Annotated in this window: 19 protein-coding genes and 1 pseudogene; 2 read left to right on the top strand and 18 right to left on the bottom strand. The window is 62.2% G+C overall.

Annotation, left to right across the window (positions count from 1 at the left end):
• The first annotated feature begins 19 nt into the window (after window positions 1–19).
• Window positions 20–631 (top strand): glutathione transferase GstA, encoded by a 612-nt coding sequence (gstA, locus tag ACWKWE_RS10865; protein WP_166598185.1) that lies wholly within the window; start codon window positions 20–22, stop codon window positions 629–631.
• Window positions 632–658: 27 nt separating this feature from the next.
• Here gstA and ACWKWE_RS10860 read toward each other — a convergent pair whose 3' ends face one another.
• The 6 genes from ACWKWE_RS10860 to ACWKWE_RS10835 all read right to left on the bottom strand — a co-directional run bounded on the left by ACWKWE_RS10860 (window position 659) and on the right by ACWKWE_RS10835 (window position 9008).
• Complete coding sequence (locus tag ACWKWE_RS10860) at window positions 659–1606, bottom strand: LysR family transcriptional regulator (RefSeq protein WP_483850508.1); 948 nt, start codon at window positions 1604–1606, stop codon at window positions 659–661.
• The gene (locus ACWKWE_RS10855; RefSeq protein ID WP_483850507.1) at window positions 1603–1899 is read right to left on the bottom strand and encodes a LysR family transcriptional regulator; all 297 of its coding nucleotides are present in this window, start codon (window positions 1897–1899) and stop codon (window positions 1603–1605) included. The genes ACWKWE_RS10860 and ACWKWE_RS10855 overlap by 4 nt, the downstream gene beginning before the upstream one ends.
• An 18-nt stretch (window positions 1900–1917) precedes the next feature.
• Window positions 1918–3006 carry an NADH:flavin oxidoreductase gene (locus tag ACWKWE_RS10850; protein WP_483850506.1) on the bottom strand — a complete coding sequence of 363 codons (1089 nt, stop codon included), beginning with the start codon at window positions 3004–3006 and terminating at the stop codon, window positions 1918–1920.
• A 61-nt stretch (window positions 3007–3067) separates the two neighbouring features.
• The gene (locus tag ACWKWE_RS10845) at window positions 3068–4624 is read right to left on the bottom strand and encodes an efflux transporter outer membrane subunit (protein WP_483850505.1); all 1557 of its coding nucleotides are present in this window, start codon (window positions 4622–4624) and stop codon (window positions 3068–3070) included.
• Entirely contained in the window at window positions 4621–7827 is a 3207-nt protein-coding gene (locus ACWKWE_RS10840; RefSeq protein ID WP_483850504.1) for an efflux RND transporter permease subunit, read from the bottom strand. Before ACWKWE_RS10840 ends, ACWKWE_RS10845 begins: the two co-directional genes overlap by 4 nt.
• Complete coding sequence (locus ACWKWE_RS10835; protein WP_483850503.1) at window positions 7824–9008, bottom strand: efflux RND transporter periplasmic adaptor subunit; 1185 nt, start codon at window positions 9006–9008, stop codon at window positions 7824–7826. The genes ACWKWE_RS10840 and ACWKWE_RS10835 overlap by 4 nt, the downstream gene beginning before the upstream one ends.
• Before the next feature lie 205 nt (window positions 9009–9213).
• On the opposite strand from ACWKWE_RS10835, the gene ACWKWE_RS10830 reads away from it, so the two are divergent.
• Entirely contained in the window at window positions 9214–10131 is a 918-nt protein-coding gene (locus ACWKWE_RS10830; RefSeq protein WP_341963361.1) for a LysR family transcriptional regulator, read from the top strand.
• Window positions 10132–10142: 11 nt separating this feature from the next.
• On the opposite strand, the gene ACWKWE_RS10825 is transcribed toward ACWKWE_RS10830, so the two are convergent.
• The 12 genes and pseudogenes from ACWKWE_RS10825 to ehuB form a co-directional block, all read right to left on the bottom strand.
• Window positions 10143–10871: a methyl-accepting chemotaxis protein gene (locus tag ACWKWE_RS10825; protein ID WP_444860678.1), complete on the bottom strand. Its 729-nt coding sequence runs from the start codon at window positions 10869–10871 to the stop codon at window positions 10143–10145.
• A gap of 129 nt (window positions 10872–11000) precedes the next feature.
• Window positions 11001–12089 (bottom strand): annotated as a pseudogene (locus ACWKWE_RS10820) (cache domain-containing protein); the annotation flags it as partial.
• Window positions 12090–12204: 115 nt separating this feature from the next.
• On the bottom strand, window positions 12205–13092 hold the full coding sequence (gene rarD, locus ACWKWE_RS10815; RefSeq protein WP_483850502.1) for an EamA family transporter RarD: 888 nt from the start codon (window positions 13090–13092) through the stop codon (window positions 12205–12207).
• Between the two features lie 71 nt (window positions 13093–13163).
• Window positions 13164–13577, bottom strand: a complete 414-nt coding sequence (locus ACWKWE_RS10810) for a hypothetical protein (protein WP_483850501.1) — start codon at window positions 13575–13577, stop codon at window positions 13164–13166.
• A gap of 84 nt (window positions 13578–13661) precedes the next feature.
• On the bottom strand, window positions 13662–14027 hold the full coding sequence (locus tag ACWKWE_RS10805) for a VOC family protein (protein ID WP_483850500.1): 366 nt from the start codon (window positions 14025–14027) through the stop codon (window positions 13662–13664).
• A 22-nt stretch (window positions 14028–14049) separates the two neighbouring features.
• Window positions 14050–15153, bottom strand: coding sequence for a DUF2817 domain-containing protein (locus tag ACWKWE_RS10800; protein WP_483850499.1), 1104 nt, complete (start codon window positions 15151–15153; stop codon window positions 14050–14052).
• A gap of 29 nt (window positions 15154–15182) precedes the next feature.
• Window positions 15183–15569: an ectoine synthase gene (locus ACWKWE_RS10795; protein ID WP_166598174.1), complete on the bottom strand. Its 387-nt coding sequence runs from the start codon at window positions 15567–15569 to the stop codon at window positions 15183–15185.
• Between the two features lie 10 nt (window positions 15570–15579).
• Window positions 15580–16875 (bottom strand): amidase, encoded by a 1296-nt coding sequence (locus ACWKWE_RS10790; RefSeq protein ID WP_483850498.1) that lies wholly within the window; start codon window positions 16873–16875, stop codon window positions 15580–15582.
• A gap of 40 nt (window positions 16876–16915) precedes the next feature.
• Complete coding sequence (ehuA, locus tag ACWKWE_RS10785) at window positions 16916–17677, bottom strand: ectoine/hydroxyectoine ABC transporter ATP-binding protein EhuA (protein ID WP_483850957.1); 762 nt, start codon at window positions 17675–17677, stop codon at window positions 16916–16918.
• A 5-nt stretch (window positions 17678–17682) separates the two neighbouring features.
• A complete protein-coding gene (ehuD, locus tag ACWKWE_RS10780; protein ID WP_483850497.1) occupies window positions 17683–18348 on the bottom strand; it encodes an ectoine/hydroxyectoine ABC transporter permease subunit EhuD in 666 nt (221 codons plus the stop codon).
• Window positions 18345–19007 (bottom strand): ectoine/hydroxyectoine ABC transporter permease subunit EhuC, encoded by a 663-nt coding sequence (gene ehuC, locus ACWKWE_RS10775; RefSeq protein WP_483850496.1) that lies wholly within the window; start codon window positions 19005–19007, stop codon window positions 18345–18347. Before ehuC ends, ehuD begins: the two co-directional genes overlap by 4 nt.
• Window positions 19008–19067: 60 nt before the next feature.
• Window positions 19068–19922, bottom strand: a complete 855-nt coding sequence (gene ehuB / locus ACWKWE_RS10770) for an ectoine/hydroxyectoine ABC transporter substrate-binding protein EhuB (protein ID WP_483850495.1) — start codon at window positions 19920–19922, stop codon at window positions 19068–19070.
• Window positions 19923–20013 lie beyond the last annotated feature (91 nt).

Below are 20013 nucleotides of genomic sequence, written 5' to 3'. Positions count from 1 at the left end.
CGCGTAAACAGAGGTGATTATGAAGCTGTATTTTTCTCCTGGCTCTTGTGGGCTGTCGCCGCAAATCGCGTTGCGTGAGGCCGGGCTGGATTTTGAACTGGTCAAGGTCGACTTCGGCACCAAGCAAACCCAAGAAGGCGACTATCACGCCGTGACGTCCAAGGGCTTCGTCCCGGCGCTGCAACTGGACAATGGCGATGTCATCACCGAAGGCGCCGTCATCCTGCAGTGGATCGCTGACCAGCATCCAGAGCGTCAACTGCTGCCTGCCCTCGGCACCCGGCAGCGCTACAAGGCCATGGAATGGTTGAACTACATTGCGACCGACCTGCACAAAGGCATGGCCGTGATGTTCTCCCCGTTCGTGGACGCGGAGTCCAAGACCCGATTCGCCGACGGCAATCTGGGCAAAGTGTTTGCGTACATCAACGAACATCTTTCGACCCATGACTATGTGCTGGGCGAGCAGTTCTGCCTCGCGGACGGCTATCTATACAACGTGCTGTCGTGGCCTTCGCGTGTGAACATCGACATCACGGGCTACACCCATATCCAGACATTCCTGGCCCGGATGGAGCAGCGTCCAACCGTGCGCGCAGCCCTCATCGCAGAAGACGTCCGCGCCGCATGACCCTTGAACATCGGGTGATGTGATCCCTCACTCCACACCTTGCGCCGCCCCCGATGCGGGTTCCCGGCGCAAGGTGCGGGTGTTGGCGAACAGCTCGATGATCCAGTCGACAAACACCCGCACCTTGGTCGAGAGATGGCGGTTTTCCGGGTACACCGCGTACACCGGCAGCGGCTCATTGAACCAGTCCTCCAGCACGCTCACCAGCCGGCCTTCACTGACCAACGGTGCCATCAGGAAATTGGCCATTTGTACGATGCCAAGGCCGGACAGTCCCGCTGCGGTATAGGCATAGCTGTCGCTCAACGCAATGTGGCTGGACAGGGCCACCTGCACGCGCTCCCCCGCTCGGGTGAAGTACCAATCGAACATCTTGCCGGTGCGTGCGGAGAAATAATTGACGCAGCGGTGATGGATGAGGTCATTGGGGTGCAGAGGACGGCCGTGGCGCTCCAGGTAGGCCGGTGACGCGCAGGTGGCGTAGTGCATCGTGCCGACACTACGGGCAATCAAGCGAGAATCCGCGAGCTGACGACCGCCCCGTATCGCGCAGTCCACCCCCTCCTCCAAAAGGTCCACCGGACGGTCGCTGCACCCCAGCTCCAGGCAAATGTCAGGGTAGCGTTCGAAGAAGTCTGGCAGCGCCGGGATGATGACTTCACTGGCAAGCCCGGTGGGCACATCGACCCGCAGCCGCCCCGAAGGACTGAGCCGGTTACGGGAGACGGCGTCTTCCGCGTCCCGCACCTCTGACAGAATGCGCAGGCAGCGCTCGTAGAACGACGCGCCCTCGGCGGTGACGCTGACGTGCCGGGTCGTCCGGTTCAGCAGCTTGACCGACAGCGACGCCTCCAGAGACTGAATGAGGGTCGTCACCGTCGCCTTGGGCAGCTTCATGGTGTCGGAGGCGCGGGTGAATCCCCCCGTATCCACCACCTGAACGAAGACTTCCATCGCCAGCAATTTGTTGATCAAAGTCCTTCCTTCTGCGCCCCCTCGGCGATGATCGTCTGCACGATCACCATCGCGGGGGCGAGCGTCTGCGCAATCCGCTCAGCCTTGGTGGTGGGCCGCACGTGACGCCCGCACGGCACGAACAGCGGATCGTCAAAGCGCTTTCGCAACTTGCTGAGCACATTGCTGACCGCTGGCTGCGTCACGTTCAAGACATGGGCCGCCTTCGACACGCCCCCTTCCTGATACACCATCAGAAAGGTGACCAGCGAATTGAGGTCGAATTTCTGGAAGTGCTGGCCGTCAATCGGCATGGGGTGCCCTCTGCACGCTCACAGGCTTCCCCGGATGACGAAGCTCTGCCAGCCGCGCATGTGATTGATGAAACGCTCGCTCAGTCCGCCGTCACGCAGATACTGCGCAGGCACTGGCAGTTGGGGGCTTTCGTAGGCCGGGTTCTCCCAGACCTGCCGCGGGAAATCCCGTTGCACGATGCTGGCCCGCCCGATCAGCACGAAATCGCAGCCTTCATCCAGCAGTTCACCGGCACGTCGGGCGGTCATGATCTTGCCCGCCGCGCCAACCCGCACACCGCCGCGTGGCAAGTCGGTGAACACGCTGAGCATGCTCTGCCCTTTGAACGTGCCCTCTTGAACGATCTGCGCGGAATCCCACAATGCCAGGTCCAGGTAGTCGATGAGCGAACGCTGAAGAATGTCTGCCGTGATATCCCGCAATTCATCCAGCAACAGACCGTACCGCTCGACCGACAACCGCCAGCCGATCTGGAAATCAGGGCCACACGCCTTGCGGATCCCTTCGATGACTTCAATGGTCAGGCGCGCACGGTTCTCGACGTTACCGCCGTATTTGTCCGTGCGGTCGTTGTACATCGGCGACATGAACTCCGAGAGAATCCAGCCGAACGCGCCGTGTACCGCGATGCCGTCGAAGCCCGCTTTTTCCGCTCGCACAGCGCCAGCAATGAAACTGTCGCGAATGCGCTCGACCTGCTCGGTGCTCAACGCCCTTACGCCGGGAACGGTGTAATTGGACGCCGGGGCCGGAATCCCGCCAATCAGCGGGTTGGCGCGATGCCCGGCGTGGTGCAACTGCACCGCCGAGAGGCCGCCACCCGCCCGGATCGCGCGGGCCATTTTGGTCAGGCCTTCCAGCTGTGCGTCGCAGTTGATCCCCAACTGCCGTTCGAAACCAATGCCGCTGGCTTCCACGTAGGTGGCACAGGTCTGGAGCAAGCCATACCCGCCTTGGGCGAGCTGTTCGATCCATCGCTGATCGAACTCAGTGGCCGTGCCGTCGTGGTCACTTTGCTGGTTGGTCAGTGGCGCCAACATGAAGCGGTTTCTCATCGCCGGGCCGTGGAGCAGCGTCAGCGGTTTGAACAAATCTGAAACGGACATAAAAACCAATCTCCCATCACATCACTTTCAACGAACGTCAGCCGCTGGGGCTGACGCTGGATCAACCTCGACGACCCTGCTGCTGCACATCGACGGCAGCGCCCGCCTGCTGGCGTTCATCGGCATGCCATCCGCCACCGAGGGCGCGCACCAGGTCCACCGTGGCACGGGCTCGCGCCCCTTCGGACTGGATCAACGACTGCCGGTTACGCAGCAACGTGCGCTCTGCATCGACCACCACCAGGTAGTCCACATCGCCTTCGTCGAAGCGCGACTTGGCCGACCGGGCCACACGGGACGACGCCTCTTGCGCGCCACGCTGATGAACGATTCGCTCATCCAGCGTGCGCATCGAGACCAAGGCATCCTCAACCTCGCGGAAGGCCTGCAGCATGGTTTTGCGGTACTCGCCGACGCGCTCCTCGTAAACGGCGCGGACCCGTGCAATGTCAGCCTTGCGCCGCCCGCCGTCGAAGATCGGCAGGTTCAACGCCGTGCCCACCAAAGGCCCCAACAGGAAGGTGCGCTGCGACCAATTCGTCAGATTGCCCAGGTCCGTGGACTCGTAGCCCAGGCCGCCGGTCAACGACAGCGAAGGGAAGAACGCCGCCTTGGCGACACCGATCCTCGCGTTCTCGGCCGCCATGGCCCGCTCGGCGGCGGCGATGTCAGGCCGACGTTCAAGCAGTGTCGAGGGCAGGCCAGGTGGCAGTTGAACGGTGATCGGGTCCAGCGGTTTGCCTTCCACCGAAAACGCCGCCGGTGCCTGACCCAGCAACGTGGCCAGTGCGTGTGCCGTCAGCGCGTATTGCTGCTCGACCGCCAGTTGTTCGGCGCGAGCGGAATACAGCTCGGTCTGTGCCTGATCGACCACGTAATTGGCCACCGCGCCATTGTCGAGCCGTCGCACCAGCAACTTCTCCGTGTCCTCGCGCAATGTCACCGTTTCCACCAGCAACCGGCGTTCGCCCTCCAGTTGGCGCAGGCTGAAATAGGTCCGCGCGACGTCGGCTTGAATCAGCAACAGCATTTGATCCGCCAACGCTTGTTGCTGGGCCGCGTCCGCCTCGGCCGCTGCGATGCTGGACGACACGCGGCCAAACAGATCCACCTCGTAGGCGACGGTGGCCTGGGCACGCCACAGGGTTTGCGTGGTGCCCGGATCGCCATCGTTAAATCCGTCAGCGGCACCCGAGGTGCGCTGGCGGGTCGGACCGAAACCTGCATTGATGTCAGGAAACCGCGCCGACTCGCTGCGTGCAGTCAGTGCGCGGGCCTGCTTGAGCCGGGCCATCGCGATGCTGACGTCCGGGTTGGCCTCCAGCGCCTGAGCCTCCAGTCGCTCAAGCACCGGGTCGCCCAGTACGGTCCACCAAGGTGACGGTTTTTGTGTGTCAGCAGGCGCTGCGGGTTGCCAGCGACCGGGGTTTTCCGACGGGGTCAGCGGCTTGACGGACTGCTGACCGGCCTCGACGAACTGTGCAGGCACGTGCAGGTCGGGACGTTGCTCGACGGGCGCGAGCGAACAAGCTGACAGCAGTGCAAGACCGACGGCGACACTGAGCAAATTCAGGGGCGTGCGAGCGGCTCGCGCGCCTGCGTGGGTTAAGTGGCTCATGCCAGACGCTCCGGCTGCGGTTGATCGTGATGATGAGTAACGAGCGCAGGGGCTTCGTGATGGGAGGCACTGTGCAGTGGCTTTCCTCCACTGAGCGCCCGGACGACCACGTAGAACAGCGGTGTGAGGAACAACCCGAAAAAGGTCACGCCGATCATGCCGAAGAACACCGAGATCCCCATGGCCTGACGCATTTCCGAACCGGCGCCGGACGACATGACCAACGGAATCACACCCATGATGAAAGCCATGGACGTCATCAGGATCGGCCGCAAGCGCAGGCGGCACGCCTCGATGACAGCCTGGACCGTGGACTTCCCGGCCATCTCCAGTTCACGGGCGAACTCGACGATGAGGATGGCGTTTTTCGACGCCAGCCCGACGAGCACGATCAGACCGATCTGGGTGAAGATGTTGTTGTCCCCCTTGGTCAGCCACACGCCGAGCAACGCCGAGAAAATACTCATCGGGATGATCAGGATGATCGCCAGCGGCAGGGTCAGGCTCTCGTATTGAGCGGCCAGCACGAAGAACACCAGCAGCACGCAGAGCGGCAGAATCCACACCGCCGTGTTGCCCGCGATGATTTGCTGGTAGGTCAGGTCCGTCCACTCGTAGGTCATGCCTGCTGGCAAGGTTTCAGAGGCGATCCGTTGAATCGCTGCCATCGCCTGGTCCGATGAGTAGCCGGGCGCAGGGCTCCCGCCGAGGTCAGCGGCGGTGAAGCCGTTGTAACGCACGACCTGATCCGGGCCATAGGTCTGGCTGATCTTCGCGACCGAGGCGATCGGCACCATGTCGCCAGAATTGCTGCGAACATGCAGTTGGCCAATGTCGTCGGGTTTGGCGCGGAATTGACTGTCAGCCTGCATCCGTACCTGATACACACGACCCAGGAAGTTGAAGTCGTTGACGTAGTACGAACCCAGGAAGGCTTGCAGCGTGTTGAACACCGCCGGGGTGTCAACGCCCAACTGCTGCGCTTTCGCACGGTCGATGTCGAGCTTCAGTTGCGGTACGTTCACCGTGTAGGTGGTGAACAACGGGCCAAGCTCCGGTGCTTCAGAAGCCTTTTTGATGAACGCTTGCGTGGCCTTGTAAAGCTCTTCGTAGCCCATGTCTGCGCGGTCTTCGATTTGCAGCTTGAAGCCACCCAACGTCCCAAGGCCGTACACCGGCGGCGGTGGGAAAATACCGGTGAATGCGTTGCCGATGGTGCTGAACTCTTTCGCCAGGTCGGCCGCCACTTGATTGGCACTGATGCCTTGGCGGTCCTTGAATGGCTTGAGCAGCACGAAGCTCAGCGCGGTGCTGGAGCTTTTGGTCACGGCGTTGATCGACAGGCCGCTGTAACCCGAGGTTCCCATGACCGCAGGGTGCTTGAGGGCCATCTCGTTCATGCGGTTCATGATCGCTTCGGTGCGATCCAGCGTCGAGCCTTGGGGCAACTGCGCCAGGCTCACCAGGTACTCTTTGTCCTGCGCGGGCACGAAGCCGCCAGGGACATGGCCTGTCAGCCACCAGGTCGCTGCCAGCAAGGCGGCGTACACCACCAGCATGCCGCCTTTGCGTTTCACCACGCCGCCGATGCTGCCGCCATAACTTTCAGAGGCGCGATCGAACGTGCGGTTGAAGCGCTTGAAGAATCGACCGAACAGTTTGTTCGTCACACGGGTCACCGCGTCGGGTGCCTGGTCATGCCCTTTGAGCAGCATGGCCGACAACGCTGGCGATAGCGTCAACGAGTTCACGGCGGAGATCAGCGTCGAAATCGCGATGGTGACGGCAAACTGTTTATAGAACTCACCCGTCAAGCCACTGAGGAACGCCAGGGGCAGGAACACGGCGGACAACGTCAGCGCGATGGCGATGATCGGCCCGCTGACTTCGCGCATGGCCTGATAGGTCGCCTCCCGGGGATTCAACCCTCTAGCAATATTTCGCTCGACGTTTTCCACCACCACAATCGCATCGTCCACCACAATGCCGATGGCCACCACCAGGCCGAACAGCGACAGGGTGTTGATGGAGTAACCCGCCAGCAGCAGGAAGGTGAACGTGCCGATGATCGAGATGGGCACCGCGAGCAGCGGAATGATCGACGCGCGCCAGGTTTGCAGGAACAGAAACACCACCAACACCACCAGAGCGACAGACTCCAGCAGGGTTTCGATGACCGCATCGATACCGTTCTGAACGGCACGGCTAGGTTCGTACACGACGCGATAGATCAGGTCTTCCGGAAAGTCCTTCTCCAGCTCGCCCATGACCCGATGCACTTCGCGGGAAATCTGCAGCGAGTTGGCGCCGGGCGCTTCCTGCACGGTCACGGCCACGGCGGGCGCGTTGTCCAGAGTGGCCCGAATGCCGTAGTCCTCGGCGCCCAGTTCGACGCGTGCGACGTCCCCCAGGCGAGTGATCGCGCCTCGGGCGTCGGACTTGATGACGATGCTCTTGAATTCGTCGGGAGTCTTGAGTCGCCCGTCCGCGTTGACGTTGAGCTGATACGCGGTGCTCGACGGTGTCGGCGCGCTGCCGATGGTGCCGACGGCCGCCTGAATATTCTGACGGCGAATGGCGTCGGCCACATCGTTGGCGCTCAGCCCCCGCTCGGCCAGCGCCGCAGGGTTCAGCCACACGCGCATGGCGTAGCCGCCCGGGCCCCAGATCGACACTTCGCCCACGCCGGCGATCCGCGCCAGACGGTCCTTCACATGCAGAATGGCGTAGTTGCTGACGTAGTTGTTGTCGTAGGTGCCCTTGGGCGAAACCATGTGCACGGCGATGGTGATGATCGGCGAGTTCTTGATCGCCGTGACACCCAGACGCTGCACGTCTTCAGGCAACCGCGCCTGAGCTTGGGAAACGCGGGTCTGCACAAGCTGCTGCGCCCGGTCCGGGTCAGTGCCCAGCTTGAATGTCACGGTCAGGTACAGATGGCCGTCGCCGCTGGCCTTGGAATCCATATACAGCATGTCCTGCACGCCGTTGATGGATTGCTCCAGCGGCGCGGCGACGGTTTCGGCGATGGTCTTGGCGTTGGCACCGGGGTATTGCGCGTGGACCACCACCGAAGGCGGGATGACTTGCGGGTATTCCGAGACGGGCATGTTGAACGCCGAGACGATGCCCGCGAGCAGGATCAGTGCCGAGATCACACAGGCGAAGATCGGCCTGTCGATGAAGAACTTAGAGACGTTCACGACCGGCCTCCCAGGGCGGCGCTGGCCGATTCGGGTTGAACGGCGGGCTTCGCGTCCGCCGCGACCGCCGAGACTTCGGCACCGGGCATGGCACGGAAGGCGCCGTCCACGATCACTTTCTCATTGGCCTCTACGCCGCTGCGCACCACGCGGTCGGTGCCCTGTAAGGTGCCCAGTTCCACGAAGCGTCGCTCGACCTTGTTCTGCGCATTGATCACCAGTACGTACTTGCGGTCCTGATCGGTGCCGACGACGGTCTCATCGACCATCACCGCCTTGTACGGCGCACCGCCTTGCAACCGAACCCGGGCTTGCAGACCGGAGAGCATGTCAGGGCTGACTTTTTCCAGACGCGCACGCACCCGTACCGTGCCCGAGCGGGTGTCCATCTGGTTGTCGAGGGATTCGATGCGGGCGGAATACGGGAACGCGTCATCGTTGGCCAGGCCGACCTTGACCACCGGTTGCGTGCCCGCGCGCAACGACGGCGCGATGAGGCGCAGGTAACTCTGCTCGTCGACGTTGAACGAGGCATAAAGCTTGCCGTCGGAGACGATTCGGGTGAGCGGCAGTGCGTCGCCGCCCGCAGCGACCACGTTGCCCACGGTGATTTCTGCGCGAGAAATACGGCCTGCGATGGGCGACCTGACCTGGGTGTAACTGAGCATCAGTTGAGCCTGCGCCAAGGCGGCCTGCGCGCCTTTCAGCGCCGCCGCCGCTTCACGGGCCGCATTGTCGAACGTGTCGAAATCCCTGCGGGCGATGGCGTTCGATTCCAGCAGGCGCTTGCCCCGCGCCTGCTCGACGTTCGCGTGCCGCTGGCGCTCTTCGGCGCCTGCCACATTGGCCTGGGCCTGGCGCACCTGGGTCTCGAAGGGGGCAGGGTCGATGGTGAACAGCAAATCGTTCTGGCGCACCGACTGGCCGTCCTTGAAGTGCACCGTCAGCAGCGTGCCCGCCACTTTCGGGCGCACGTCCACCACATCGACGGCTTCCAGACGCCCGGTAAAATCCTGGGAATCGGAGACCCAGCGCAATTGGGCGGATTTGTATTTCACGGCGGGCAGTGGTGCGGCCGGTTCGGCTTGAGCGTCCGCGCCGGGCTTCCAGAAAGCACTGCCAGCGCCGATGGCTGCAAGCACGGCTACCGCCAACAGGTGCTGTTTTTTGAGGGGATTCATGCGAGTGATTCCAAAGTTGAATACCCGCAGTCTGAGGCCGCCCACGGGGGCCATCTAGATCGAAACTTGGCTATGTTTATTGCCTGAAATGGAATAACCCCCACTGATAATCAAGTGATATCAAGCGAATCGGTTTTTTTAGTCCTCGAAAAAAACCGGGCTTATTGCTACAACTGCAATTAATTTTGACAGCCGGAGAGAGCGTGTGGACCGTATTCAATCGATGCAGATCTACGCCCGTGTGGTTGAAATGCACAGCTTCACCCGCGCGGCCGAAAGCCTGTCCCTGCCCCCTTCGCGGGTCACCCGGTCAGTGAAGGAACTGGAGGCGTTTCTCGGGGTGTGCCTGTTGCGCAGGACCACGCGCCACATCAGCCTGACCCCGGACGGCACCCTGTATTACGACCAATGCAGACGCTTGCTGGCGGACATCGAAGCGGTCGAGTCGAGCTTTCCCGGTTCCGCCGGAAAGCCCCGAGGCCGCTTGCGGGTGGACATGACGCTGTCGCTGGCACGGCTGGTGGTGCTGCCACGGATCAAGGATTTCCAGGCGCGCTTTCCCGACGTCGAACTCACCCTGACCATGGCGGACCGCACGGTCGAACTGATTCAGGAAGGGATCGATTGCGTGATCCGCGCGGGCACGCCCGAGGACTCGCCGACGCTGGTGGCCAAGCGCATCGGCGCGTTCGACTGGATTGTCTGCGCGTCCCCGGAATACCTCGCCGAGCACGGCACGCCGAACACGCTCGAAGACCTGGCGGACCATCACGCCGTGGGTTACCTCTCCAGCCGAACGGCCCGGTCGCTGGAGTGGCACTTCGTGATGGACGGCGAAGAGCGCTGCATCCGCATGCCGGAACGCCTCATCGTCAATGACACCGACGCTTACGTCGAATGCGCCTTGGGAGGGCTGGGGCTGATCCGGGCCGGGAGCTACATGGTGCGTCATCACCTGGCCAGCGGACGACTGGTGCACGTCTTGGCCAACTGCCCTGCCCCCGCCGTTCCGCTCTCGGTGCTCTACCCGAAGAACCGCCACCTGTCGCCAACCGTCCGCGCGTTCGTGGACTGGGTCGGCGGCGTCGTGCGCGAGGCGGAAGGCAGTTGGAAGGTCGCCTGACTCACCAGGCTTCAGGTCTTGAACCGACGCACCAGACCATCGAGTTCACGGGACAGCGCGGCCAGGTTTTCAGAATCATTCTGGGCGGCGTTGGCGAGGCTCGACACCAGTTGCGCGTCGCCATGAATCTGGCTGATGTGGCGATTGATGTCTTCCGCCACCTGATGCTGCTCCTCGGCGGCGGTGGCGATCTGAGTGTTCATGTCGCGAATCACGTCCACCGATTCACGAATCTGACCGAAGCTGCTGCGGGCCTGGCCGATCTTCGCCACGGACTGCTGCGACACATCGAGACTGGCGTGCATCTGCTGCGCCACTGAGGCTGTCCTTCTGGCCAGATTGCCCAGCAACGAATCGATCTCGGCCGTCGAGTCTGCGGTGCGTTTGGCCAGCGCGCGCACTTCGTCGGCGACCACCGCAAAACCTCGACCCTGCTCGCCCGCGCGGGCGGCTTCGATGGCGGCGTTGAGCGCCAGCAGGTTGGTCTGTTCGGCGATCGAACGGATGGTGTCGAGGATCGACTGAATATCGTTGCTGTCCTTTTCCAGCTGAGTCATGTCGTGGGCCGAGCGGGAGATCTCGGTGCTCAATTGATCAACGCTGGTGACCGCATCATCGATCTGGCGTTGACCTTCGCGAGCCTGTTGCTGACCGCTGTCTGCCGATGCTGCTGCCTGACTGCATGAGCGTGCGACTTCGTTGGCGGTGGCGACCATTTCATGAAACGCCGTCGAGACCATGTCCACTGCTTCACGCTGGCGTCCAGCCGCTTGCGCCATGTCATTGGAGACACGGGTGGAGGTGGCCGAGCTGTCGAGAATGCGTGTCGCCGCGTGACCGATGTGCTGGATCAATCCGCGAATCGCGGCCAGGAACTGATTGAACCAGTTGGCCAGTTGCGCGGTTTCATCTTTGCCCCGTACGGCCAGGTTTTGGGTCAGGTCACCCTCGCCTTGCGCGATGCCTTCCAGACCGCTGGCCACACTGCGAATCGGGCGCACGATCAGGGTCGCAAAACTGGCCCCGAGCAGCGCAAAGACCAACGCCAACACAGCGGCGATGATCGCGATCACCCACGTCAGGTGCGTGGCTGAGGCCATGACTTCGTCCTGTTTGATCAGGCCAATGAAGCGCCATCCCAGCTTGTCCGAAGGGAAGACGTTGGCCATGAACGGCTCGCCGTTGATAGTCACCTTGATCAGCCCCGGACCCGCTTTGGCCAACTCGGTGAAACCGTCGCCCAACTCACCCAGTTTCTTGAAGTTGTGTTCGGGCTGCTTGGGGTCGACCAGCACGGTGCCGTCGTTTTCGATCAGCATCAGGTAACCGGTGTCTCCCAGCTTGATCTGCTTGACGAGGGTGGTCAGCTGCTTGAGCGACACGTCGATGTTGACCACGCCACCCGAATTCCCGAAGGCGTTGTTCACGGCACGAACGGTGCTGACCAATACCGCGTCATCGCCCGCCCAGTAGTAGGCGGAGGTGCGCAGGGTTTTACCGGGATTGGCCTGGGCGGTCTTGTACCACGGACGTTGGCGCGGGTCGTAGTTGGCCAGTTTCAGGTCTTCCGGCCACAGCTCGTAGGTGCCGTTGTTCAACCCGTAAGCGACGTACGCATAGTCAGGATGGGCTTTGGCCAGGCCTTCGAACAGACTGAAAATCTGTTTGTCGACCTCGGTTTGCGGGACCTCCCGGGGGTTGGCGGCCATGTAGTTCCTGACGCCCTCCCCCGTGCCGACGATCAACGGATGTTGCGCCAGGTAGTCCACATTCTGCGAGATGCCGTCGAAGAATAACTGGATGCCATTGGCGACCTGGCGAATCTCCCGGCTACTGCTGTCGACGAAATCCGTCTGCGCATCCTCGCGCAGGTTAATGATCACGACGGCAGCCACCGCAATGATGGGCAAGCTGGCGATGAGGGCGAAGGCCCTCGTCAATTTCTGTTTGATGTTCATCTGCGTACCTGATTGTTATTGGAATTCACGCAGAGGTTTCTGTCCGAAGCGCTGCCTTTGGATCAGCGTTCGACACCTCCGTTTTTGAAACCGGTAGATCGTCCTTCTCTGAACGTCACTGTTTGCGCAATTGCCTCCACGTATCCACGCTGTACACCAACAGCCCCAGCCAGATGAACACGAACGCCGTCAGCGTCGCGGGCGCCAGGACTTCGCCGAACAGCGTCACAGCCAGAATCAGCACCAGCGTCGGCGCGAGGTATTGCAGAAAGCCCAGCGTCGAATACGGCAGGTGCCGCGCGGCGGCGTTGAAACACAGCAATGGAATGAGCGTGATCAGCCCCGCGAGGGTCAGCCAGAGCACGTCATGACTGAGAAGAAAGGCGGGCTGAAAGCTGTCGGATTCCGGATGAAAGGCCACCCAGGCCAACGCCAACGGCACCAGCAGCCAGGTTTCGACCACCAGACCCGGCAGCGCGGCCACCGGAGCACGCTTGCGAATAAGCCCGTAGAAGCCGAACGAGAGGGCCAGTGCCAGCGACACCCATGGCAAGCTTCCGACCTGCCAAACCTGCTGACCGACGCCAATGGATGCCAGCGCCACCGCCACCCATTGCAAGCGGCGCAGGCGTTCGCCCATCAGCAACATGCCGAGCAAGACGTTGATCAGAGGGTTGATGTAATACCCCAGGCTTGCCTCCAGCATCCGACCATGGTTCACCGCCCAGACGTAGACCAGCCAGTTGGTTGCGATCAGGCACCCACTCACCGCCAGCACACCCAGCCGACGCGGGTTCTGCAGGAGCTCGCGCCCCCAGCCAGGGTGTTTCCAGATCAGCAGCATCAGCGAGCCGAACAGGGCCGACCACAGCACGCGGTGGATAATGATTTCCACAGCGGGCACGCTTTCGACAGCTTTGAAGTACAGCGGGATGAAGCCCCACATGAAATACGCGCTCAGGCCCAACAGGTAGCCCTTGCGCGGGTTGACGGCAGTTTGCATCAGTAATCCTTTCCGGCCTTGTTATGAAACGACTGAGCGGTGACCGGTCACTCAGACGTTGTTCGACTCCGTCAGCCCTCGTGGGGCAAAGGAGTGATCTGTTCGAGCAGCGTCAGGTTCCGATCCGCGACGCTGAGGGTGACACCGTGGCTGAATTGCGCAACCGTCTGCGCTGAAATTCCCGGTTCGATCCCGGCGATGGACATCGCGTAGACGCCCTCCCCACGGGTTTTCAGCAGCGTCGATAAGCGCTCGCTCAGCCCGGTGTTGATCGAACCGACAGGCGATACCAGATGCAGCGCGGCCTCCCCGACGTGCAACGTCCTCACCACTACGCCCTGCGTGTCGGTCAGCGACGTGTCTTCAGCACCCACCTCAGCCTCGTCTCCCAACAACCCGCGATAGGCCTGTGTGCTCGCCTTCAGATCATCGACCGCAATCGCAATCGACTGAATCCCGGTGGCGCGATTCGGCTGCACACGCACCTCGCCCTCCGGCACCCGCAACGAACGCGGCGTTACGTCACCGCACAAAAACGGCAGGCCATGCAGCGCGGGCCAGGCCAGCTGTCACTGCACATGCTCACCCGTCGGTTTGACCCGCGAGCCGTCGATAGGCCCACGGTACTGAACGCCCGCAGCGGCGGCGTTGGCGACGGCCTGGCCGATGTTCGACGGCACGAACGCCACATCCACGAAGCCCTCGCCGTGCAGGGTCAGGCGTTCGTACCACTTTTCACCCGGCGCGGGCGCGGTCCACTCGATCAGCTCCAGGTACGTGCCGTCGAGAAAGTACACCAACGCGTTTTGCGTCGGCGCGTGTTGGTGGCGGCCGCCGACGAGGACCTGAAACCCCAGTTGCCGGTAATCTTCAATCGCGCGAGGCAGGTCGTTGACCGCGATGACCAGGTGATCCAGTAGAAAGTTGACGCTCATGAGCTTGCTCCTTTGAATGGGTTCAGGCCTGCCAACGCGCCAGCCCATCGAGGGTGGCGTCAATGATCGGCAGCCCGAGAGTCAACACCTGTTCGCGCCATTGGTAGGAGACAGGGTTGAGTGAGTCCAGCAGGTCGGCGTGCATCTGAGTACGCGTGTCTTCGCTGAGGCGGTGGCCGTAATTGCGCAGCCACAGGTCCTGGCGAATGGCGAGGTCGCCCGCCACCGAACCCCGTGTCCCGAACTCGATCACACCCCCGGCCACGATGGCCTGGGGCAAGAACGATGCGATCCCCTGAAACACCAGCCCCTGGTAGCGCGGTCGGGCACGGCCATGGGGGCGTGATCCCGTCACCGTGTCCAGCCCCCACCAATCGGCTGTTTGCCGTTGGGCGTCGGAGCTGTCGCTGCCGAAATTCAGGTAGAACGGCTTGCCGTATTCACCAATGCCCGTGTGCCAATCGATGACGGCCACGCGCTCGGCATGGCCAACAGCGGTCCGCACCACGCGCTCCAGCGTCAGGCTTTCCCACTCACGTGAAAACCCGCCGAAGCAAGTGCCCTGGGGGTACAGGTACTGGCCGCCCGCAAAGGTGTTGAAGTACACGTCATCGCCGTATTTGAGCCGAAAATCCATGATCCCGATGTCGCAGGCCGAGCGGTAGTTATCGTCCCACCACTGCGGCAACAGATACGGATGGAGCTGCGCGTACAGCGCATTGGTCACCGGCACGGCGGTGTGGTCGATGAAATTGCGATTGAGGTCCACGCCGTTCACCGTGGTCCGCGAGCCGTGGGAAAAACCATAGGGGTTAAGCCCATGAATCAGCAGCACACCGACCTCGTCATTCAGTGCCCGCGCACTCAACTGTTTGAGCCAGCCGATCTGCAACGCCGAGCCCGCGAACCCTTCGAGGCCGTGGGTGCCGCTGATCATGATCAATTGCCGAGGCGCGTCGATCCGCCCGATGTGCCCGACATCGATCGTCAGCTTTTCCCCGTGAGCGCCTCTGGCATCCGGGTGCAAATAGGCGCTCAGTTCGCCGTCGACCGCCTTTACGGCGTTGCGAAACGTGCGCCGGGCGACCTCGTAGGAGGCGCTGAAATAATCGGTGTAGTTGACCACCCGAAAACCCTCACTGAAACGTCAGAGGCTCAACTGGCGGCATCGTAGCCGCCGTCGGCGTTGTGGGTTTCATTGCCCTGGATCGGCGGATTGAACACGCACACCAGGTGCAGGTCGCCCTTGGTCGCCTTGAGGATGTGTTCGTCGTGCTGGTCCAGTGCATAGGTGGTGCCCACCCGGATCGGGAAGGTCTCGCCACTCTCCACGTGCAATACCTCGCCTTCCCCGGCGATGCAGTAATTGGTCTCGTAGTGGTTTTTGTAATGGCAATGAACGGAGTTGCCTTCGGGCACCACGGTGTGATGCACCGAATAGCCGAGCCCGTCGGATTTGACGATCAGGCGGGTGCTGCGCCACTTCTCGGTGACGACGTGACTGCCGGTTTGAGCGAGCTGTTCCAGGGTGCGCACGATCATGGGTGTTCTCTCATGTCAGGGGTTCAAGATGCAGGGCCGTCTGGACCGACCGGGCCAGGTGCAACAACGCACGGTCGCCGTCACGGTGGCCGGTCAGGCAGAGGCCGATGGGTTCTGAGGTTGCCGCCGGGAGGCTCACGCTCGGGGCGTCGATCCGGTTGGCGACTTCGGTCAGGCGAAACGCCAGACGGTTTGTTCGGTAGTAGGTCGGGTCGTCTTCAAGCTCGCTGAGTGTAGGCGGCAGGAAAGGCACCGTCGGCGTGAGGAGCGCGTCGTACTCGCTCATGCGCTGTGCGTAATCGGTCTTGCACTGCGTCAGTTTTTGCTGCGCGGCGAAGTAGGCGCCGGCCGTGACCCGCTCGCCCAGGGCGATGCGTGGCCCGACTCTCGGGTCGTAGAGGTGCGCGCGGTCTTGCAGGAACTCGCGGTGCCAGGTGAAGGCCTCAGCAATGATGATGCCGCCCTCAATGGCGATTTCACCGAAGTCCGCGAGCTCGGGCCACTCTTGCTCGATCACCTCGGCGCCCGCGCTTCTGAGCCGTGCAATCGCGGCGTGAAAGCGTTCGGTGACCGCCGCGTCGGCGTGGGCCAAAGCAAACGTCGGGGGCATCAGAAACCGGCGACCGCGCAGGGTCACAGCATGCAGGGCCGGCTCATCGGGCACCAGCGCCTGATCGACCCGCAGCAGCGTCTCGACGTCCTTGGCGATGAAACCCGGAACGTCGAACGTCGGCGACAGGAAGAGCATGCCGTCGTCGCGATAACGCCCCTTGCTCGGTTTGAAGCCTGTCACGCCGCAGAACGCCGCCGGAATACGCACCGAGCCGCTGGTGTCGCTGCCCAGTGCGATGTCTACAAGGCCTGACGCCACGGCGACCGCGCCGCCCGAGGTCGAGCCTCCGGCGATGCGCTGACCGGTCGCGTCCAGTGGCGTGACCGGCGTACCGAAGTGAGGATTCAATCCCAACGCCCCGAAAGCAAACTCGGTCATGTTGGTTTGCGTGGTGATCACCGCGCCCAACTGGCTCAACGCCGCGACCAGCGGGGCATCAGCCGAGGCAGGCGATGCGTTGGCCAGCACCCGGGAGCCTGCGGTGGTCGGCCAGCCGCGCACATCGAAACAGGCTTTGACCGCCAGCGTCAGCCCGCTCAGCGGCGGCACGATGCCAAACCCGCTCAGGGTGTCCCACGCGCCCGCTTGCTGTTGAGCTTGCAAAAAACGGTCGCGCAAAATCCCGGTCCCGGACTGATCACGGTGCCGCGCGACCGCCACGGCCTGGGCGGCGACGTGCTTGCTGAAAGACATGAACATTCCTCGCGTGTCAGTGGCGCTTGAACGAGCGGCGTTACTCAAGGTGCACCGCCCGCAAAAAAGCCCGGGTGCGATCGTTCTGTGGCGAATCCAGCAGACGGCCAGGCGCACCTTGCTCGACGATCTTGCCGTTCTCCATGAAGCAGATGCGGTCGGCGATTGCCCTCGCCACGCCAATCTGGTGGGTGACGACGATAATCGTCAGGTCCCGCTCATGAGCCAGCGCGCGCATGACTTCCAGCACTTCCCCTACCCGCTCCGGGTCCAGCGCGGAGGTGGCTTCGTCGAAGAGCATGATCTTCGGTTCCAGCGCCATCGCCCTGGCAATTGCCACCCGTTGCTGCTGGCCGCCGGACAAGGTGGAGGGGTAGTGGCTGAGCTTGTCGCCCAGCCCGACCTGCTCCAGCAGCGCACGTGCTCGCTGCTCCGCAGCCTCACGGGACAGCCCCAGCACCAGACGCGGCGCCGTGGCGACATTGTCGAGGGCGGTCAAATGCGGAAACAGGTTGAAGCTTTGGAACACCATGCCCACCAACGAACGCATACGTTGCAAGTGCTTGCGGGTGGGCGCGATCAATGGCTTGCCCTCGACGGCATGCCAGAGCGCTTCGCCATCGAGCGACACCTTGCCGCTGTCGATGCCTTCCAGCGCCATGACGATGCGCAGCAACGTGGACTTGCCCGAACCGCTGGGGCCGATGATCGCGACCTTGTCGCCGCGATTCAGGCTGAAGCTGAACTGGTCCAGCACCACGGTCTTGCCGAAGCGTTTGCTGACGTTTTCAAACGAAATCATTTCAGTCATTGATGACGACTCTGCGTCCAGTGACGCAACACGAATACAAACAGGGCCGCGACCGCGCTCATGGCCAGATAGGCCAGTGCAGCGAGGGTGATCGGCTCGACATAACGGAAGCTCTGCGCCCCCACATCATTGGCCGCGAACATCAATTCCGGGACGGACACCGCCGCCAGAATCGGCGTGTCCTTGAGCATCGTGATGAAGGTATTGCCCAAGGCAGGCGTCAGCGGTTGTATCAGCTGGGGCAGCATCAGGTGGCGATACGCCTGGTAGCGGCTGAAGCGCAGGCTGTCACTGGCGTCCCATTGCCCGGAAGGCAGACTTTCCAGCACCGCGCGATACGCTTCGGCGACATAGGCGCCGTGATACAGCCCCAGCGCGACAACACCGGTGGCTACCGGGTTGAGCACGATGCCCATCTGCGGCAATACGAAAAACAGGAAGTAGACCTGAATCAGCAATGGGGTGGACCGCAGTAATTCCATCAACCCGCGCCCTGCCCACACACACCCGCGATGACCCGAGCGTTGCAGCGTGGCGAGAATCCCGCCCGCCACCAGTGCCACGGCAAACCCGCCAATGGCCGCGACGAACGCGACCCCTGCGCCATTGGCGAGCGTGGGTGCGATCCGTGCGGCGAACGACCAGGAAAAATCCATCGTCATGCCTCACTCCTCGCGTTTCGCCCACGGGCCAGCATGCCTTCCAGCTTGCGCATCGACGAGGACACCAGCAGCGAAATGAGCAGGTACATCACCAGCGTCGTTAACAACACGGCACCCGACTGATAGGTCTTGGAGATGATGGATTTCGCTTGAAACGCAAGGTCTGGAATGGTGATCAGCGACACCAGCGACGTCGCCTTGATCAGCTCGATCAGCAGGTTGTTGAACAGCGGCATCATCATGATCAGCGCCTCGGGCAACACCACCACCCGGAGGGTGTTGAAGCGACCGAGATTCAGCGCAGCGGCCGCATCCAGCTGCCCCTTTGGAACGGCTTCGATACAGGTCCGCACCACTTCCGCCCCGTAGGCGCTGAAGCACAAACCGAGGCCCACCACGCCACATTGAAATGGCGTGAGGTCGACCCCCAGATACGGCAACACGTAGAACAGCCAGAACAACTGAGCCAAGGCTGACGTGCCGCGAAAGAACTCGACGTACAACGCCGCCGGGACATTCAGCCAACGCCTGCGCGACGAGCGGGCCAACCCCGCGACGAGTGCCAGTACCAGCGCGAGGATTGCTGATACTACCGTCAGGCGGATCGTCCACCAAAGCCCGGTCAAAAATTCGTAGCGGTATTCCCAGACCATTTCCATGAAACGTTTCCCATCCAAACGGAGCGCCCTCAAAGGCACCCCGCCTGTGTCATTCAGCTGTCATTCAGCGCAAAGGCTTGCCAGTTTCACATCACCGGTCGGGATGTCTTCCGCGGAGAAGCCATAAGGTTGGCCGATCTTCGCCGCCTCACCGGACGTGAGGATTTCCTGCAAGTACGTGTTGAACGCATCGACAAAGGCCTGGTTCTCGCGACGGAACGCGAAGCTGCCAATCCCTGACGCAGGCTTGCCGTTGATCACGGCCTGGGCGAACGGTTGAACGCGCTCAAGGCCCGGATCGTTCGCGGTCTTCAACGTGGCAGCAACCGTCACCGCCGTGTTCAGAAACGCATCGATGCGACCGGTCTTCACGGCGGCGAACAGCGATGCAACGTCAGGCAGCGTGACCAGTTGCTCGGCCTTCACACCGGCGGCCAGTGCGTGGTCGGCGATGGGGCCACCGCCCGTGAGGTAACCGACCTTGAGGGACGGGTCCTTGGCGATGTCCGCATAGCTGCGAATGCCTTTAGGGTTACCCGCCTTCACCACGATCCCGTCATTGACGATGTGCGTGGGTTCGGCGAACGCCACGAGTTTGCAGCGGTCCGGACGGATGTACAGGTCGGAGGCGATCACGTCGAACCGACGGGCCTGCAAACCGGGGATCAGCGCGCCGAACTGGGTGGGCACCGCTTCAAGCTGGCTGTTGCCAAACTTCGCCAGCACCGCCTTCAGCAGATCCGCTTCATACCCCACCAGCTTGCCGTTGGGGCCACTGACGATAAACGGCTCCTGCTCGGCAAAGCCGACCCTGACCGGCTTCCCGGCCTTGACTGCGTCCAGCAAATCATCGGCATGAGCGACTGACACCAACGACAAACCTAACGTGAGACCCACCAATATTGAGCGCAGCATTGTATTTCCTCCTCCCCTAATGATGGTGAAAAACTACCATACAAAAAACCATACACTTAATATCGAATAATTATGAATGTATGCCTTTTTC

This window comes from Pseudomonas salicis (assembly GCF_057128705.1).
Note: the sequence above shows the minus strand (reverse complement) of the source record. Positions and strands in the feature narration are given on the sequence as shown.